Genomic DNA, 19198 nt, shown 5'->3' with positions numbered 1-19198 from the left:
TCTGCGACACTTGGGGTTATAATCGCCGCCATTATGTATAAATAACCAGTGGCGAAGTCATGATCGATCCCTCTCTATTGCTCGACGGTCTCAACGATAAACAACGCGAAGCGGTGGCAGCGCCACTGGAAAACTTACTGATTTTGGCCGGTGCTGGCAGTGGTAAAACCCGCGTACTGGTGCACCGGATTGCGTGGCTGATGTCGGTGGAAGAAGCCTCACCGTTTTCGGTGATGGCGGTGACCTTTACCAACAAAGCTGCAGCCGAAATGCGTGGCCGAATTGAAGAGCTGATGCATGGCACCGCCTCTGGCATGTGGTGTGGTACTTTCCACGGTATTTGCCATCGTATTCTGCGCGCCCATTATCTCGACGCTAAGCTGCTGGAAGATTTTCAGATCATCGACAGTGACGATCAGCAGCGTCTGCTCAAACGCCTCATCAAAGCGCACAATCTGGATGATAAACAGTGGCCGGCACGCCAAGTCGCGTGGTGGATCAACAATCAAAAAGATGAAGGATTGCGCCCGACGCACATCAACGCCTTTGATCCGGTTACTCAAACTTATCTCAAGCTGTACACCGCTTACCAAGAAGCGTGCGATCGCGCCGGCTTGGTCGATTTCGCCGAAATTTTGCTGCGCGCCCTAGAGCTTCTGCGTGGTAATCAGCACATTCGCGAGCATTATCAGGCGCGCTTTAAGCACATTTTGGTCGATGAATTCCAAGACACCAACGCGATTCAGTACGCGTGGCTACGTATGATGGCGGGTGCTCAGTCGAACGTGATGATCGTGGGTGACGATGACCAGTCGATTTACGGCTGGCGTGGCGCGCGAGTGGAAAACATCGAAAAATTTACCCGCGAATTCCCGAGCGTGAATACCATTCGACTGGAGCAAAACTACCGCTCCACCAAAACCATTTTGGAAGCCTCAAATACACTGATCGCCAATAATAGCGAGCGGATGGGCAAGCAGCTATGGACTGACGGTTTGGTCGGCGAACCCATTTCGGTGTACTCGGCGTATAACGAGCTCGATGAAGCACGCTTTGTGGTCAGCAAAATCAAAGGCTGGCAGGAGCAGGGCGGCACACTGACCGATTGCGCGATCTTGTATCGCAACAACGCCCAGTCGCGGGTATTGGAAGAGGCATTATTGCAAGCGAGTTTGGCCTACCGCATTTATGGCGGGATGCGCTTTTTCGAGCGCCAAGAGATCAAAGATGCGCTGAGTTATCTGCGTTTGATTAATAACCGCAATGACGACACCGCCTTTGAGCGAGTGATTAATACGCCGCCGCGCGGTTTGGGTGATAAAACCCTAGAGACCATTCGCTTTGCCGCGCGCGATCGTGGCTGCACCTTGTGGGATGCCAGTGTCGGTCTGCTCAATGACCAAGTGCTCACTGGGCGTGCTGCGAGCGCGCTGAGCCGCTTTGTTGAACTGATCAACGCCTTGGAAGAGGAAGGCATCGACATGCCGCTGCATGTGCTCACGGACCACGCGGTAAAAACCTCTGGTCTGCTGGAGATGTATCAGCAAGAAAAAGGCGAAAAATCCAAAGCACGGATTGAAAACTTGGAAGAGCTGGTGACGGCGACGCGCCAGTTTGAAAAGCCAGAAGAAGCGCAAGAGATGACCATGCTGACCGCATTTTTGACCCATGCGGCACTGGAAGCCGGTGAAGGTCAAGCCGATGAGCATGATGATGCGGTACAACTGATGACCTTGCACAGTGCCAAAGGATTAGAGTTTCCGCTGGTGTTTATGGTCGGTGTGGAAGAGGGTATGTTCCCGAGCCAAATGTCTGCCGAAGAGGCGGGGCGTCTCGAAGAGGAGCGTCGCCTGTGTTACGTCGGTATGACCCGCGCGATGCAAAAGCTCTACATCACCTACGCGGAAATGCGCCGTTTGTACGGGCAAGATAAGTATCACAAACCCTCACGCTTTATTCGTGAACTGCCAGAAGGCTGTTTGGATGAAGTGCGCATGAAGGCGCAAGTCAGCCGTCCAACCAGTACAGGGCGCTTTAGCCAAACCGTAGTCAAAGAAAGCTTTAACGAAACCGGTTTTAATTTGGGCTCACGAGTCCGTCACCCGAAATTTGGTGAAGGCACCATCATTAACTTTGAAGGCAGTGGCCCGCAAAGCCGAGTGCAAGTGGCGTTTAATGGCGAAGGTATTAAGTGGTTAGTCACGGCTTACGCGAGATTAGAGAAGGTGTAGATAGAATAGTGCGGCGACGTGGCTCCCCCTTTTAGGGGGAGGTCGGGAAGAAATTGCCAATTTGCCCCTAGATACGAAGTAACGATTAACGTTTCTGTTGAGGAGTTAAGTGGTGATGACTTTTCGGGAGAAAAAAGAAAACCCCGGGGGCAAGCCCACCGGGGTTAGAGTCTTACTCGCAGCATTCCAGCTACTAAAAGGTGCTCCCTGCATCTAATCCTTGATAGTACGCTGCAATCCGTCAGCTCAATCCTTGCATCGCCATCCTAGCGGTGTCCTGTGTCTTCCATTACAACTCACAATCCTAGCGAGTTCACATCACTTGTTCCCTGAGCGGTGTCCCTGCCATCATCCTGATGTTCAGTCCTTGCCTCGTCCAGAGGTGTCCATTTCCCATCCTTGTCGTTACCATCCTAGCAACGATTGCGTCCGTTCAATGTCCAATTACGCTTTCCTTGCCGAGCATTCATCCTGAATGTTCGATTCTTCTTCCTGAAGATCACCAATCCTTGGTGCTTTCCTGTTCCGTGTCAGTATCCTTCCGACGAGATTCATCTTACTGAGCTGAGCTTTCTGAACAAGCAAAGCGAAGCGATTTCTTGATGTTCGAAATGATGAAATTTTGAACATTTTATTTAAAAACAATTGCTTATGTTGTTTTTGTCAGTGTTTTTTATCGCAGAAAGCGAATTTGTCCTACCGCTTTGTAAGAGATCTCGCACAGCATGATCGGCCAAAGTCGGATCATAGCCATCCGAAGGTTTGTGCTATAGCGCGGCTTGCTTGCCATAAAATCACGCCACCGGCCAAGATAAACACCGCAGCGCATATGCTATCGACGGATCGCGTAATGCGCTGCATGCGTTGTTGCATGGCAGACGTGGTAAGCAGCCAAGCTAAACAGGAGAACCAAGTTAGGGATAAGCCAACCAAAATCGCAGCGGCACTCACCTTGCCAGACACAGACATGCTGGCTGGGATCAGGCTAGATAACAGGCTGACAAAAAACACGAGAGCTTTGGGATTCAAGAGATTGGTCATCATGCCTTTTGTGAAGGCTTGACGGCGGTTGCCGAGAATGGAGGGCGCAGGGCTGTGCGTCGGTGTGCTAGCGTTTTTTTGCGCCATCACTGATTGCAAAGCGCCGGCCCCTAAATAAAGCAAGTAGCTGCCGCCGGCCAGTTGTAACAGGTTAAACAGCATTGGCTGCTGTTTGACTAAGTAGCTAATGCCGGACAGGCTCAAAATCAAATGGACTAAAATGCCGCACGACAAACCTAACGCGATCATCACGCCAGTTTTACGCCCGTGCTGTGTAGCGTTTTGCACCACTAAGGCGACATCAGGCCCCGGGCTTAATAAGGCAATAAAATGCACACCGGCTAAGGTGGCTAAAATGGACATTTCGTTCATGCTTTCTCCTCACATTATTCACCCAGTATGCCGCGCGGCGAGCGCGAGGAGCTTGTAAATTTTTGACAGCGTGGTTAAGAAAAGCGAGTGATCAAAGAAGGCGAAAGGCCATAAGTGGCTTTGAAGGCTTTACTGAAATGGGCCTGATCGTAAAAGCCGACCTGATACGCGACATCTGTGCCTGGTTTGCCACTTTGCAGCAGTTTCATTGCTTGCTCTAGGCGTAGCCGTCGTAACCAAGCGTAAGGCGTGAGCCCCGTTTGCGCTTTAAAATGGCGCTGAAATTGAGTTGGGGAGAGTTGGCACAATTGCGCTAACTGTTCGAGCCGGATCGGTTGGTCAAGCTGGCTGAGTACCCACTCTTTGAGTAGGGCGAGATTGTGTTGGCCAAGCGGTTTTACGGTGGGTTGTTTTAGGTAGCTATAACGCTCAAGCAGCGGAGCAAAGCCTTGATAAGGTAAGCAATCTTTGGCGAGCTGGCTGAGGTTGTCCTGTCGCAGCAAATGGTGAAGTTGCTGCAAGGAGTGAAATAGGGTCGGGTCTTGTACAATCAACTGCTCAAAGCCGATCACTTGCTCAATCTGGTTGGCTTCGAGCGTCTGCTGTAACCATTCAGGTTCAATGGAGAACACTTGTACTTGATAGCCCGTATTACTGTGCGCGTGGCCATCATGCAATTCATCGGGTGACATCAGTACCACACCACCTTGTCCCACTTGATGCCAAGCCCCTTGGTGATAAAAACGTTGTACACCTTGGGTGATGAGACCGATATGGATATCCAGATGGTAGTGACGCTCAAACGCAAACTGGCGATAGTCGGCTTCAATCAGACTGATCGCGGGGTAAGCGCTGGGGCGATAATTCACTGTATCCATAGAGACCAAAAAGTAGGCTAAGTTACCAAAATCTTAAGCGGTGAGTCAGAGCTTGTCTTGTAAAAAATGATCAGTGCCTCTTCGCGTGGGTGGGAAAAATGAGGTGCGAGTAAAAAATGATGGGCAGACTCTGCCCATCACTTTTTGAGTTAACGCTTACTCGCCGATGGCGACGCCTTCACGGCGAGGGTCAGCGGCTCCCTCAAGACCTTGTGCAGTAATACGAATGGCGTGCAGGCCAGAGTTGAGCTCTTTGATCCCGACCTTTGCCCCCAAACTTTCTAGCGCTGGCTTGAACTGCTCGGCGGAGGTGCCTTGTTCGAGCTCGATTTCGCCAAAACGATTCAGCACATGCGGTTGATTGATCGCGGCTTGAATGTTCATGCCCCATTGGGTGTGAGCAACGATTGCTTGCGCCACATAGCCAATAATTCGGCTGCCACCGGGTGAGCCAATCGCCAAATAGGGTTGGTTATCCTGCAAGACAATGGTCGGTGCCATCGATGAACGTGGGCGTTTGCCCGGCTCTAAGCGATTGGCAATCGGGCGACCTTCACTTTGCGTGGCAAACGAAAAATCGGTCAGTTCGTTGTTGAGCAAAAAGCCGCGCACCAACAAGCGTGAACCGAACGCGTTTTCGATCGAGGTGGTGAAGGAAACCACGTTGCCTTCACGGTCAACAATGTTGAAGTGGCTGGTGGAGGGCAGTTCTATCGACTGATCGGGGCTGCGTAGCTGCGCATGATGCCAAGGCGGATTGCCTGCTGGCGCACTGGTCAGCGCTTTGCCGGGTTGGATCAGTTTAGCGCGCTCGGCCAGATAGGTTTTATCCAATAAGCCTTGGGTCGGAACGGGCACATAATCTTGATCGGCCATGTACAAGCCGCGATCGGCAAACGCCAGTTGTGAGGCATCCCCCAGCACTTGCCATGATTTCACATCCTGCGCGCCCCAACCTTTGAGATCGTATTGTTCGGTGAGGGCGAGAATTTGTCCCACCGTCAGGCCACCTGAGCTGGGTAACCCCATGCCGCAGACTTGATAGCTTTGATAAGCCGCACACACGGGCGCACGCTGTTTGACTTGGTACGTATCAAAATCTTGCTGAGCGAGCACTCCGGGATTGCCCGGCGCATTTTGCACCGTGGCGATGATGTCTTTGGCGATGTCACCTTGATAGAAGGCGGAGGCGCCTTGCTGTGCGATGGCTCTGAGTGTGGCGGCGTAGTCCGGGTTTTTCAGTAAAGTGCCGGCTGTGAGGGGTTCACCTTGTGCATCAAAGAAATAGGCTTTGGTGGCAGGAAAACGGCCTAAACGCTCTTTATCTTCTGCAATGAGTGCCGCGAGGCGAGGACTTACCTCAAAGCCTTGCTCGGCGAGTTTGGCGACAGGTTCAATCAAGCGCGCCCATTCCAGCTTGCCGTATTGACGATGGGTTTCCCACAGCAGTTTGACCGTGCCGGGAGTACCAACCGAGCGACCGCCGACCACGGCATCGTAAAATTTCATTGGCTGACCTGTACTATCTAAAAATAGTTCAGGTGTGGCGTTGAGTGGCGCGGTTTCGCGGCCATCGAACGTAGTGAGCGCTTTTTTCTTGGCATCCCAGTAGACCAAAAACGAGCCACCGCCAATGCCGGATGATTGCGGCTCAACCAAGCCCAGCATCAGTTGTGTCGTCACCATGGCATCTATCGCATTACCGCCTTGGCGTAAAATCGAAGCCCCTGCTTCGCTCGCCAGTGGGTTAGCCGCCGTGACCATCCAGTTTTTGGCTTTGACTAACGATTTGTGCTCAAAGCCAGTGGCTTGTTCTGGCGCAACCGCATCGGTGGCTTGATTCGGGGTAGCTTGTGCAGCCATCGCAAACATCAGCGCAGAAAGCGCCAAGGGGGTATGAGTCCAATTCATGCCCATCTCCATTTTCGTTGTTATGAAGAGATCATGTTAACGTTGGGTTAAAGTTTTGTTCTAGCGGCTTGTTGGCTAAATCGATGATTTATGCAGCAATGTCTCAGGATTGAACGAGTTAGACGAGGTGGAATAGGGAGGTAAGCCGGGATAGCTTACCTCGGTAGCGAGCTCTAACGTGCACGCCGTGCGGCGTGTCCTGCTTTTAACCCATCAACACTGAAGATGACCAAGGCACTCCAAATAAAAGCAAAGGTGATCGCCTTATCGCTGGTAAAGGCTTCACCGTAGACCAAAACTGCGAGCAAAAACATCAAACTCGGGCCGATATATTGAAAAAAACCAAGCGTTGAGAGTTTGAGACGCGCTGCGGCTCCGGTAAAACAGAGCAGGGGCAAGGTAGTCACGACGCCAGCGCAAACCAAGAGCAGATTGAGCTGCCAAGTGTTGAGTGCCATATCACTGGTTGGCGTATCGGCGAGCCAGATTAGGTAGATGGCGGCGGCAGGCAGCATAAACAGGGTTTCAAGGAACAAGCCTGTTTGCGCATCGACTTGGATCTTTTTACGCAGTAGACCATAAAAACCAAAGCTGGTGGCAAGGGCAATCGCCACAATCGGCACTGAGCCAAACACCACTAACTGAATGCCCACGCCAATCGCGGCAAGCGCGACCGCAAACCACTGCAATTTACGCAGGCGCTCGCCGAGAAACAGCATGCCGAGCAGCACGTTGAGTAGCGGATTAATGTAGTAACCCAAACTGGCATCCAGCATATGGTTAGCGTTGATTGACCAGATAAAAATCAGCCAGTTACCCCCCACGAGCAAAGCGGTCACTAACAGCAGCCAAAATTTGCGCGGAGTGTGTACTACGCCAACGACGCTGCGCCAACGACGACCGAGGTGAATCAGAACCGCGAGCAACACAAATGACCACACCACCCGGTGGCTAAGGATTTCCAGCGCCGATACGGCGCCAAGTGCTTTGAAATAAATCGGCGCAATGCCCCACATGGTGTATACGCTGATCGCGAGCAAAATTCCTTTTTTGGCATCTTGTTGGTCGGGTGTCATGAACAACTTCTCTGGTTATGGTGATGACCGCTTTGGCGGCGGTAGCAGCGAAGTATAACCTGAGAATCGTACACTGTACGTATTTTGCGGTTTTATTCACCGAGTAACCCCTCTACAATAGCCAGCTTGTTGGCGACCCATGACTCTTACTTTGCACTCTATCGATATGACCGCGACTTTAATGGCTGAATCTTCTGCTCTCTTTGCCACTCCTGAACGTGTTTTGCACGAGGTGTTTGGCTATCAGCAATTTCGCGTCGGTCAGCAAGAGGTGATTGAGGCGGCGCTGGCTGGGCGTGATAGCTTGGTCATTATGCCGACTGGCGGTGGTAAATCGCTCTGTTACCAGATCCCTGCACTGGTGCTGGAAGGGGTCACGTTAGTGATTTCTCCCCTGATTTCGCTGATGAAAGATCAGGTTGACCAGCTTAAAGCCAACGGTGTCGCCGCCGAGTGTGTCAATTCCACCTTGGCGCGCGAGGAACTGATCGCGATTTATAACCGCATGCATGCTGGCCAGCTCAAGCTGCTGTATGTGTCGCCAGAGCGGGTATTGACCGCCGAGTTTATCGAACGGCTCAGCCATCTGCCGTTAGCCATGATTGCGGTCGATGAAGCGCACTGTATTTCGCAATGGGGACACGATTTTCGCCCTGAATACGCCTCATTAGGCCAGCTTAAGCAGCGTTTCCCGAATGTGCCGGTGATGGCGCTGACGGCAACTGCGGATGACGCGACCCGTCACGATATCATGCAGCGTTTGCAGCTCAAGGAGCCGCATCAGTATCTGGGCAGCTTTGATCGCCCGAACATTCGCTACATGCTGGTGGAAAAACATAAGCCGGTTTCACAAGTGATCCGTTATCTGGAAACGCAGCGTGGGCAGTGCGGCATCATCTATTGTGGTAGCCGTAAAAAAGTCGAAATGCTCACCGAAAAGCTGTGCGGCAACCACATTCGCGCCGCCAGTTACCATGCCGGGATGGACGCCGATGAACGCGCTTGGGTGCAAGAGGCGTTTCAGCGTGATGACCTGCAAATTGTGGTGGCGACCGTGGCATTTGGCATGGGGATTAATAAACCCAACGTGCGCTTTGTGGTGCATTTTGATATTCCACGCAACATTGAATCCTACTATCAGGAAACTGGCCGCGCAGGGCGTGATGGCCTGCCTGCTGAAGCCATGATGCTGTACGACCCTGCTGACATGAACTGGCTGCGCCGCATGCTGGATGAAAAGCCCGATGGCGCGCAAAAACAGGTCGAAAGCCACAAGCTCACCGCCATGGGCGCGTTTGCTGAAGCGCAAACTTGTCGCCGCCAAGTGTTGCTCAATTATTTTGGCGAATATCGCGATAAGCCATGTGGTAACTGCGATATCTGCCTCGACCCGCCCAAGCGTTTTGATGCCACGGAAGAGGCACGCAAAGCCTTGTCGTGTGTCTATCGCGTCAACCAAAACTTCGGGATTGGCTATGTGGTGGAAGTGCTGCGTGGTATGCAAAATATCCGCATTCGCGAGCATGGCCACGACAAAATCACCACTTACGGCATTGGCCGCGATCACAGCCACGATTACTGGGTGAGTATTTTTCGCCAACTGATCCACAAAGGCATGCTCTACCAAAACATCACGCGTAACTCGACGCTGCAACTGACTGAAGAAGCGCGCCCGCTGCTGCGCGGTGAAATGAATATTGAGCTGGCGGTACCGCGTTTAGATACCGCGGCGCGCGCCGCGAAATCTGACAAATTGTCGGGCAAAAACTACGACAAAAAGCTGTTTGCCAAACTACGTAAGCTGCGTAAATCGATCGCTGATGATGAAGGCTTACCACCGTATGTGGTGTTCAGTGACGCCACCTTGATTGATATGGCGGAGATCATGCCGACCTCTTACGGCGAAATGTTGGCGGTGAATGGGGTTGGGCAGCGCAAGCTGGAAAAATACGCCGACCCGTTTTTGGATCTGATTCAGGAGCATTTGACCTATCATGGCTGAGTTTGGTTTAGGCGACTATCTTGCCGCGGAAGGGCGCTTGATTGTGCGCGCCGAAAACTTCGATTTTGAGGCTTTTGCTGAAACCGCTTTGCGTTTGGTGAACTTACTTTCCGCTCGGGTGTTGGAAAAGCAGTGCGATGCAGATCTGCACACTTGGCTGATCGATTTCGAAGGCTGCCATTTGCTGCTGCGCGGCGAGCATTACAGCCAATCATTGTGGCTGGAAACCCTAACCGCAGGTCAGGGCGATGAGGAGCTTGCGTTTATTGCCAAGCTCTTGCAGCGCATCTAAGCCAGTAAAGTCGAGCGTTGTTCCATCGCGCGCAGTCTGTGCTTTCCTTTTATTTTTCGCCCCTTATGCTAAGACTCATGCACTTATGGGTGTTAGCACTTATGGTTTTTCGCGCCTATAGGTCTTAGCACTTACGGATAATCCACCTATGACCAATGGAGGAGAGGCGAATGCGTTTAGAGTCGGTTCATCAAGAAGTCATTTCGTTTGAGCGGTTTGTGTGGCGTTGCCTGCGCTATGCGTTGATTGCTTTATTGGTATTGCTCGTTGGTCTGCTGCCAGGGGTGATTGGCTTTATGTTGCTGGCGGAGCTGGCTGCTGCTCAAGCTTGGCTTAATGCACTCTCGATGGTGAGCGGCCTTGAGCTCCCTTATCCGGTGGCGGATTTCCACCAATCTGCAGCCTTACACCTCTTTTTGGCTTTTTATAGCTTATTCATTGATACAGTGTTTTTTGTCTCTCTTGCTACTTTATTTGCCCCCGCTATTCACCGCGTGTTTCACCGTATGCACTGTGCCGAAGAGGCGCAGTAAAAAGCCCCTTGCGGGGCTTTATCGTGTCTCAAGAATTAGGCTTCGCCAATAAAACCGCCGGTCTGGTGCGCCCATAACTGGGCATAAATCCCTTTGTGCGCCAGTAGTTCTTGATGTCTACCTTGCTCTACGATTTTCCCTTCATCCATCACAATCAGCCGATCCATCGCGGCAATTGTCGATAAACGGTGCGCAATCGCAATCACGGTTTTGCCTGCCATCAGAGTGTGCAGATTCTCTTGAATGGCCGATTCCACTTCAGAATCGAGTGCGGAAGTGGCTTCGTCCATGATCAAGATTGGCGCGTTTTTCAGGAGCACGCGTGCGATCGCAATACGTTGACGCTGGCCGCCAGACAGTTTTACGCCACGTTCACCGACTTGAACATCATACCCAGTGCGGCCTTGTTCATCGTGCAACTCCTGAATGAAATCATGAGCATGCGCTTGGCGAGCGGCTTCTTCGATGGCGGCTTGATCGGCATCCGGGTCGCCGTACAAAATGTTATCGCGGATCGAGCGGTGCAGCAGTGAAGTATCTTGGGTGATCATGCCGATATGGCGGCGCAACGATTCTTGGCTAACATGGCTAATGTCTTGCCCATCAATTTGAATTTGGCCGCTTTGCACATCATAAAAGCGCAGCAGTAGATTGACTAACGTCGATTTGCCTGCGCCAGAGCGGCCGACAATGCCGACTTTTTCTCCGGCTTGAATCACTAAGTTTAGATTATCAAACACGGTTTTTTGCGCGCTGTAACCAAAACGAACTTGCGCGAAGCTCAGCTCACCAAATTTCACTTGGAGCGATTTTGCTTGTGGGCGATCCTCAATTTCCACTGGGTTCGCTATGGTGTTCATGCTGTCAATCACGGTGCCAACGCTTTCAAACAGAGCGCGAATTTCCCACATGATCCACTTCGACATGCCTTGCATGCGCAGCGCGATCGTAATACCAATTGCGATCACCCCGACGGTGACCGTTTCCGCGAGCCATAACTGGATCGAGAGAGCAGCAATGCTAAACAGCAACAGATAGTTGATCAGATCCACACTGTAGAGAAGCGAGGTTAAGGTACGCATCTGGCGGTAAACCGTGTGTAGAAACTGCTTCATGCCCGATTTTGCGTAGGTGGTTTCGCGTTGAGAGTGGGAGAACAGCTTTACGGTGGTGATGTTGGTGTAGGTATCAACAATCCGCCCAGTCATTTGCGATTGTGCGTTGGCTTGATCGGTCGAAATGGTTTTCAAGCGGGGTACGAAGTAGACCTGAATCGCGATATAGAAGAGCAGCCAAACGAGGATCGGCACCACCAAAACTTTGTCAGCCTCGGCAATCATCACCAGCATCGACACCATATACACCGCGATATAGACCGACAGATCGACCAATTTCAGCACTGTTTCGCGCACGCTATTCGCATTTTGCATCACTTTTGTCGCAACGCGCCCAGCAAAATCACGTTGGAAGAAGCCGATACTTTGTTTGAGTAAATAGCGATGAGTCGACCAGCGGATCGACATCGGATAGTTACCCAAAATGGTTTGATGCAGCAACATCGAGTGTACGAGTGCCAGAATCGGCATCACTACCAGTACCAGTGCCGCCATCGTCCACAGCCGTTCGCCGTGTATTTCCCAAAACTGGTGGCGCTCTTGAGTACTGAGAATATCAACAATCTCCCCCATGTAACGTACGAGAGTGACTTCCGCCATCGCTACGCAGGCGCTGAGTAGCGACATCAATAACAGCGGTTTTTCAAAGCCTTGCGTGTAGTAACGACAGAAAGCAACCAAAGATTTAGGCGGTGTTTGCGGCTCTTGAGCCGGGAAAGGTTCGGTCAGTTTTTCAAACCATTGGAACATGAACAAGGTGCCTTAATGAAAGTAATTGAGAAAGATTCGCAATTTTTTGCTTTTAATTAAGATAATTATCACTAAAATTGCGTAAAATTAATACTAATAAAAACGATTCTCAAATCTATAGCAGAGGTTTTATCATGCGCAATATTCGCCCGAGTCAGCTCGGACAATACATTCGTCGTGCGCTTCGCTTGCACTTCATCCCTGTTGTTTTGGTTGCCGCACCGAGTGTAATGGCCAATACCAACCAAGAAACTGAGCAGTTAGAAACCTTAGTGGTGACCGCTTCAGCCTTGAAAGTGGAAACACCCGCACAAGAAACGCCAAAAGCGCTATCGATTGTCACTCAAGAAGAGATTGTGGCTCGCGCGCCACAAAAATTGGATGAAGCGCTGCGCTATACCTCCGGCGTCACCGCTCAACCTTATGGCGCGGACAATGATACTGATTGGCTCAAAGTGCGTGGTTTTGATGCCGCAACCTACCAAGATGGCAGCCGCCTGTTCCGTGATGGTTACTACACTTGGCTTATCGAACCTTACGCTTTAGAGCGTATTGAAGTGCTGAAAGGTCCCGCTTCGATTTTGTATGGTGAGGCACCTCTAGGTGGAGTGGTCAATGCGGTGCAGAAGAAACCGACCGACATTCCACAAGGTGAGGTTGGCCTACAAGTGGGTAATGATGCGCTGCGCACCTTAACCTTAGACATTTCCGATTACGCGAATCAAGACGGTTCCGTGCGTTACCGTTTAGTCGCGTTGATGAAAGAGAATGATGGGCAGTTGAACGGTACGCAAACCAGCCGTAACTACCTTGCGCCAAGTCTCAGCATCGATATTTCTGAGCAAACCCGTTTAACCCTGTTGGCGAGCTTTTTGGAAGACAGCGGTGTGCCGACTAACCCATTTTTCCCTGCGGCGGGCACCTTAATCGATTCCAACTTTGGTCATATCGATCCCTCTACCAACTTAGGGCAACCGGATTACGACAAGTATGAGCGTCGTCAGGTGTCATTGGGTTACTTGTTCGAGCATGATCTTAATGATGTCTGGGCGCTGTCACAGACCTTCAATTACGGCGATAACGATCTCTATCTGCGCAGCAGCTACGCTTTTTCGAATGATGACCCAAGTAAAGACACATTAACGCAAGGCATTGTGTTCCGTGATGGTTCAACCGAAAGCTTGAGCTTAGATAACAAAGCGGTGGCGAAGTGGGATTCTGCCCGTGTTGAAAACACGCTGTTGATGGGCTTAGAGCTGCAACGCCACCAGACTCAAGGTGTTGAGTTAGATAACTACAGCTTCGGCACCATCAATCCGTTCAACCCGATTTATGGCAATTACACGCCTATCGATGAATCTTCCGCAGCGGATCGCACCATTACCAAAGAGCAAGCGAGTTTGTACGCGCAGTACCAAATCAAGCTGGATCAGCAGTGGATTGGTCTGATTGGCGGCCGTATGGATTGGGTCGATACTGAAAACGAAAGCCAAAAAAACGCGCAGCGTAAAAGCCGCAGCGATGCGGAGTTTTCATTCAATGCGGGTTTGATGTATCTGGCCAGTAATGGTGTATCGCCTTACCTCAGCTATTCACAATCGTTTGATGTGCTCAGCACTATCGATAGCGCGAAGGGTGAGTTGTATAAGCCACTGAAAGGCGAACAAACTGAGGTTGGCGTGAAGTACCAGCCAGAGTTTTATGATGGTTACATCAATCTAGCTTGGTTTGATATCACCCAACAAAATGCGCTGGTGACCAACCCAACGACTTTTGTGGCGACGCAAACGGGTGAAATGACCGCCCAAGGTATTGAAGTCGAAAGCGTAGGTTATGTCACTGATAGCTTGAAACTGACCGCCAGCTACACCTTCACCGATGCCAAAACCGATGAAACGGGTGGCAAGGGGACGCAACAAGCCGGTTTGATCCCGAAACATCAAGCGTCAGCGTGGCTGGATTACGATGCGGCGCAGCTTGGTCTGCAAGGTTGGACGTTTGGCTCCGGCGTACGTTACATCGGTGAGTCGAAAGATAATCCGCGTTCGAGCGATCGTACGGTGCCGAGTGTAACCTTGGTCGATCTGATGGCGGGCTATGAAATCACTGAAAACTGGCAAGTGCAGCTCAACATCAACAACCTGTTTGATCGCGAGTTCGTTTCTGGCTGTGATTACTGGTGTTACTACGGCCAATCACGCAGCGCGGTACTCAGTGCTAACTATCGCTGGTAATCGGCAATTGTTGTGAACTTGCCGTTTGGGGTCGCCGATTGTCCGTATTCTTGGATGATTGGCTGCAAGACAACTCCCGCTTCTGGCGGGATTTGTTGTTTTTATTGAATGTCAATTATTAGGGGGATCAATGTTTCAGTTGGCTGATATTCAAATGGTTCGCGGTGGGCGCACCATTTTGGCGATCGATCATTTGACCATTCCGACCCATGAGCTGACAGTTGTGCTCGGTCACAACGGTTCTGGCAAATCCACCTTAGTCAGTTTACTGTCGGGCCAACAGTCGCCCGATAATGGTCAAGTGACCCTCAATGGTCAATCACTCTCATCGCTGCCGAGTAAAACCCTCGCCAAAGCCGTGGCCTTTTTGCCGCAGAAATTGCCGACCAGCGCTGGATTAACCGTGCGTGAGTTGGTGCGTTTAGGGCGCTTTCCGTGGCGCGGCACCTTGGGCCGATGGCGCAAGGAAGATGAGCTGATTATCGATGCGGCACTTGAAAAAACGGGTGTGAGTGGTTTTGCGCATAACTTGGCGGATGAGCTTTCCGGCGGTGAGCGTCAACGCGCTTGGGTGGCGATGCTGCTTGCGCAGCAATCTCCGGTGTTGATTTTGGATGAGCCGACGTCGGCGCTTGATGTGCATCACCAATATCAATTGATGGCGCTGCTGGCGGAGCTCAATCAAACCCAAGGCGTGGGTATTATCGTGATTTTGCATGATCTCAATTTGGCGCTGCGCTACGCGACCCACATTGTGGCGCTTAAGCAGGGGCAGATCGCCTTTGAAGGCGGTGCTGAATTGTTGCTCGATGAGCAGCGGTTGTCGGATCTGTATCACTCACCGATCCGTTTGATTGATCACCCGAATCCCATTTCCCACTCTTCTACTAATAAGGTTTCGATCGTATGTGCTTGATGAGTCTATGGAATGTTCGTCTGCGGAACATTTGCCGACCAAAGGCCGTTTTTGGCTGGCTTGCCGCGCTTTGTCTATTCGCACTGCCCGTGCAAGCACAAATTGTGCTGACGGATAGCCAAGGGACGCACACTTTTGCTGAGGTTCCACAGCGAGTGGTGGTGCTGAACTGGGATCTGCTTGAACAAGTGCTTGAACTGGGCATTCAGCCCGTTGGCGCGCCGGAATTGAGTTCTTACGTGCAGTGGGTTGTGCAACCCGAGGTGCCAAGTTCGGTGCAAGATATTGGCACTCGTACTGAGCCGAATTTAGAGAAAATCGCCGCACTTAAACCGGATGTCATTTTAGCCGCAGGGCCGCAACAAGATTTGCTGGCCACCTTAGGGCGCATCGCGCCAGTGGTGTATCTACCCAATTTTTCCGAGCAAGATAACGCTGCCCAAGTGGCGATTTCCCACTTTAAAACCTTAGCTACCTTGTTTGGTAAAGAGGCGGTGGCGCAGCAAAAACTGGAGGCGATGTATGCCCGTTTTTCTGAGCTGAAAGCTTCGCTACAGCACGCCTTTGGTGACACTTTACCTGCGGTGGTGACACTGCGTTTTGCCAACCCAACCTCGGTGTTTCTGTATACCGAAAACTCCACGCCGCAATATGTGCTAGAACAGCTCGGTTTATCGTCAGCGCTGCCGCAGCCGCCGAAAGAGTGGGGCATAGTGCAAAAACGCTTGAGTGAGTTGCAACACGTTGAGCAAGGCTATGTGCTCTATTTCTTGCCGTTTGCGGAAGAGAAAAAAGTGCAAAAATCGGTGTTGTGGCGCGCGATGCCGTTTGTGCAGGCGGGGCGTGTCAATTCCGTGCGTCCTGTGTGGAGCTACGGCGGGGCGATGTCGCTGCGTTATAGCGCAGAAGCGATCACCGAAAGCTTGCTGGCGGTGGCTCCGCAATCATGAGTGTGCTGCGTTTAACTGGTTTGGGGGCGCTGACTCTACTGTTGGCGCTTGTTAGCTTACAGTGGGGGCACAATTTAACCCTCAATGAGCAGTGGCAATTGGTGCTCGGTCATCAAGCCGCGCAAAGTTTCGCGCAGGTGAATTTTATCTACGCGCAGCTACCCCGTGCGGTGATGGCCATAGTGGTCGGCGCGGTGCTTGGGTTGGTGGGCAGCTTGATGCAGCAGTTGACCCAAAACCGACTCACCTCACCGCTGACGTTGGGAACCTCATCCGGTGCTTGGTTGGGGCTGATTATCGTCAATATCTGGTTCAGTGATTGGGTGGCTGATTACAGCGCACTGGCTGCGATGGCTGGAGCACTGCTCGCTTTCGCACTGATAATCTCGATAGCGGGGCTACGCAATCTCACCGGATTACCGCTAGTCGTTTCCGGCATGGTGGTGAACATTTTGCTGGGTTCGATTGCCACGGCCTTGGTACTGCTGAACGAAGAGTTCGCTCAGAATGTGTTTATGTGGGGCGCAGGTGATTTAGCGCAAAACGGCTGGGAGTGGCTCACTTGGTTGCTGCCGCGTTTGGCTTTGGTGTTCCCGTTACTGCTGTTTGCACCTCGAGTGCTGACTTTGCTTCGGTTAGGCCATGAAGGGGCGGCGGCGCGTGGTTTAGCGGTATTGCCTGCTTTCTTGTTTCTGATGGCAGGCGGGATTTGGTTGGTCTCTGCTTCAATCACCGCAGTTGGGGTGATCGGTTTTATCGGTTTATTAACCCCGAATATCGCCCGTTCACTGGGGGCGCGCACGACCAAAATGGAGTTGTACAGCAGTGCGCTGCTTGGCGCTTTGTTGCTGCTTGCCACTGACATGCTCGCCATGGGGCTGAGCGTGTGGGCTGAGGAAGTGGTACCTAGCGGCATTACTGCCGCCGTGATTGGTGCTCCGGCGCTGATCTGGTTTAGTCGTCGCCAGCTCCAAGCGCAGGATTCGCTCTCTATCTCCTTGTCTTCACATCGCCGTTCGCCTTCTCGATGGGCGGTGATGCTCATTGCGGCAGCTTTGTTGTTGGCACTGAGCCTACATATTGGTTGGCAGATGGAAAGTGCAAGCTGGGCGCTGCCGAGTGAGTTTCAATGGCCGCTTCGTTGGCCGCGCATGCTCACCGCGCTGTTTGCTGGGGTGGGATTGGCGATCGCGGGAACGTTACTGCAACGGCTGATTTATAACCCGTTAGCCAGCCCCGATATTTTGGGCGTCTCTTCGGGGGCTACGTTTGCTTTGGTGTTTGCTAGCTTGTTTTTAGGGCAAAGTTTGCAGAGCACCCACTGGATGACAGCACTGCTTGGCAGCGCTGCGGTATTGGTGGCGCTGTTGCTGCTTGGGCGGCGCCATCATTACGCACCATCTAGCTTGATCTTGACTGGGATTGCCATCACTGCACTGTTGGAAGCCTTGGTGCAATTTACCTTGGCTAAAGGAACGGGCGACAGCTATCAGATTTTGCTGTGGCTATCGGGCTCAACTTATCGTGCCACGGGCGAGCAAGCTTTGCTGCTCAGCGTGGGTGTGGTGGGGTTAACACTGTTGGCGCTTGGCTTGTCTCGTTGGCTTACCTTGATCTCAATTGGGCGCGGCTTTGCTTCTGCTCGCGGCTTGAGTGCGAGTCGCGCCAGCTTAGTGTTGCTGATCTTGGTCGCGCTGTTGTGCGCTTTGGTGACCGCGACCATGGGCCCCGTCAGCTTTGTCGGTTTGATTGCGCCACACATGGCGATGATGCTCGGCGCGCAGCGTGCTCCATCTCAACTTCTGCTGGCCGCCTTGGTCGGTGGTACTTTGATGTTGTGGGCAGACTGGTTGGGGCAAGCCTTGTTATTCCCCGCGCAAATTGCCGCAGGCACGCTAGTGGCAATCATTGGTGGCAGCTATTTCCTGCTGCTGTTACTCAGTCAGCGTGCACGCTAAACCCGAAGTTGAGAGGCGTTCGCCTCTCAACGCATCTGGCGAATGTCGGAAGAAATGTCATCGATCAACTGCCGCGCGGACGTTTCACGCTGCTGAGTGAGGGTGAGAAAAATCAGGTCGGTCAGCACGTTTTGCGCAGTTCGTGAAGCAATCGCGGAGCTGCGGTGCTGCGTTTCATCGGCAATTGTATCCAGTGCCAGATCGGCTATCTCACGTAAGCGATTTTTGTTCGGTGTGGTCAGGGCAATCACTTTCGCACCTTGCTGTTTGGCCGCTTCCGCTGCAATCAGAATTTCGCGCTTTTCTCCCGAAAATGAAATCGCAATCAGCACATCTTGGCTATGTAAGGTGCGAGCGGTCGCGATCTGCACATGGCTATCTTGCTCCGTGAGCGCGGTAATACCGAGCTTGAGCAGCTTAAATGCGAGATCTTTGGCGACCAGTGCTGAGCCACCAATCCCGATGATCTGTACCCGCACCGCTTGCTGAATCCAGCTGATCGCCTCACTAAACTCATCCAAACGCAGGGCATTGGTCGTGTGAAACATCGCTTCGGTTTTGGTTTGCACCAGTTTTTGGGCAATCACGGCAACGGGGTCATCGGCCAAGATGTTGCTGTGTAAAGGCTGGTTGACCATGACTTGTTTGCGTCCCAGCTCTTCGGTGAGGGCGAGTTTAAATTCGCTGTAGCCTTTAAAACCAAGCCGTTGGGTGAATTTGACTATACTCGATTGGCTCACATTGGCCCATGCCGCCAAATCTTGGCTGGTCATCGCTGCCGCCTGAGGTGCATTCGCAATCACCCAATCGCCAATTTGGCGGCCACTCTCGGAAAGTTGGGTTCGGCGACTGACGATGCGTTGTAGAACTGACATTTTTCACACTCCTTGCGAATAAAATATTCCAAAATGGGAATAATGCACGCCACACTTCACTCTT

General features: G+C 52.0%; 14 protein-coding genes. 8 read left to right on the top strand and 6 right to left on the bottom strand.

All coding sequences use genetic code 11. From position 1 onward, the window contains the following. Window positions 1-59: 59 nt before the first annotated feature. A complete protein-coding gene (gene uvrD, locus T411_RS0118400; RefSeq protein ID WP_000566897.1) occupies window positions 60-2231 on the top strand; it encodes a DNA helicase II in 2172 nt (723 codons plus the stop codon). Window positions 2232-2975: 744 nt separating this feature from the next. On the opposite strand, the gene T411_RS0118395 is transcribed toward uvrD, so the two are convergent. From T411_RS0118395 to rarD, 4 genes are all read right to left on the bottom strand, one after another. Further along, window positions 2976-3644, bottom strand: coding sequence for a LysE family translocator (locus T411_RS0118395; RefSeq protein ID WP_001004599.1), 669 nt, complete (start codon window positions 3642-3644; stop codon window positions 2976-2978). Window positions 3645-3718: 74 nt separating this feature from the next. Further along, window positions 3719-4522 (bottom strand): AraC family transcriptional regulator, encoded by an 804-nt coding sequence (locus tag T411_RS0118390; protein WP_000381934.1) that lies wholly within the window; start codon window positions 4520-4522, stop codon window positions 3719-3721. 156 nt (window positions 4523-4678) lie between these two features. Continuing rightward, entirely contained in the window at window positions 4679-6433 is a 1755-nt protein-coding gene (gene ggt / locus T411_RS0118385) for a gamma-glutamyltransferase (RefSeq protein WP_001104638.1), read from the bottom strand. Window positions 6434-6606: 173 nt separating this feature from the next. Continuing rightward, a complete protein-coding gene (gene rarD, locus T411_RS0118380; RefSeq protein WP_001889839.1) occupies window positions 6607-7449 on the bottom strand; it encodes an EamA family transporter RarD in 843 nt (280 codons plus the stop codon). A gap of 226 nt (window positions 7450-7675) precedes the next feature. Between rarD and recQ the strand changes: the two genes are divergently transcribed. The 3 genes from recQ (at window position 7676) to T411_RS0118365 (ending at window position 10336) form a co-directional block, all read left to right on the top strand. Then, entirely contained in the window at window positions 7676-9511 is a 1836-nt protein-coding gene (gene recQ / locus T411_RS0118375) for an ATP-dependent DNA helicase RecQ (RefSeq protein WP_002033540.1), read from the top strand. After that, complete coding sequence (locus T411_RS0118370; protein WP_000807263.1) at window positions 9504-9803, top strand: DUF3630 family protein; 300 nt, start codon at window positions 9504-9506, stop codon at window positions 9801-9803. Before recQ ends, T411_RS0118370 begins: the two co-directional genes overlap by 8 nt. A gap of 170 nt (window positions 9804-9973) precedes the next feature. Next, complete coding sequence (locus T411_RS0118365) at window positions 9974-10336, top strand: hypothetical protein (RefSeq protein ID WP_001235474.1); 363 nt, start codon at window positions 9974-9976, stop codon at window positions 10334-10336. A gap of 35 nt (window positions 10337-10371) precedes the next feature. Here the strand turns inward: T411_RS0118365 and T411_RS0118360 are convergent, their stop codons facing one another. Next, window positions 10372-12201 (bottom strand): ABC transporter ATP-binding protein, encoded by a 1830-nt coding sequence (locus tag T411_RS0118360; protein WP_000488004.1) that lies wholly within the window; start codon window positions 12199-12201, stop codon window positions 10372-10374. Between the two features lie 134 nt (window positions 12202-12335). Here T411_RS0118360 and fhuA point away from each other — a divergent pair, with 134 nt between their 5' ends. The 4 genes from fhuA (at window position 12336) to fhuB (ending at window position 18259) form a co-directional block, all read left to right on the top strand. Beyond that, window positions 12336-14435, top strand: a complete 2100-nt coding sequence (fhuA, locus tag T411_RS0118355; RefSeq protein ID WP_001244549.1) for a TonB-dependent siderophore receptor FhuA — start codon at window positions 12336-12338, stop codon at window positions 14433-14435. A gap of 130 nt (window positions 14436-14565) precedes the next feature. Beyond that, window positions 14566-15351 (top strand): ABC transporter ATP-binding protein, encoded by a 786-nt coding sequence (locus T411_RS0118350; RefSeq protein WP_000487053.1) that lies wholly within the window; start codon window positions 14566-14568, stop codon window positions 15349-15351. Continuing rightward, window positions 15342-16301, top strand: a complete 960-nt coding sequence (locus T411_RS0118345) for an iron-siderophore ABC transporter substrate-binding protein (protein ID WP_000335750.1) — start codon at window positions 15342-15344, stop codon at window positions 16299-16301. Before T411_RS0118350 ends, T411_RS0118345 begins: the two co-directional genes overlap by 10 nt. Then, entirely contained in the window at window positions 16298-18259 is a 1962-nt protein-coding gene (gene fhuB, locus T411_RS0118340) for a Fe(3+)-hydroxamate ABC transporter permease FhuB (protein WP_000115021.1), read from the top strand. The genes T411_RS0118345 and fhuB overlap by 4 nt, the downstream gene beginning before the upstream one ends. A gap of 26 nt (window positions 18260-18285) precedes the next feature. Here the strand turns inward: fhuB and T411_RS0118335 are convergent, their stop codons facing one another. Further along, on the bottom strand, window positions 18286-19134 hold the full coding sequence (locus T411_RS0118335; protein WP_000114963.1) for a MurR/RpiR family transcriptional regulator: 849 nt from the start codon (window positions 19132-19134) through the stop codon (window positions 18286-18288). Window positions 19135-19198: the final 64 nt, after the last annotated feature.

Origin of the sequence: Vibrio cholerae ATCC 14035 (assembly GCF_000621645.1) — a bacterium.
Lineage (GTDB): Bacteria > Pseudomonadota > Gammaproteobacteria > Enterobacterales > Vibrionaceae > Vibrio > Vibrio cholerae.
The sequence above is the reverse complement of the archived record's forward strand: the minus strand, read 5'-3'. Positions and strand labels throughout refer to the sequence as shown.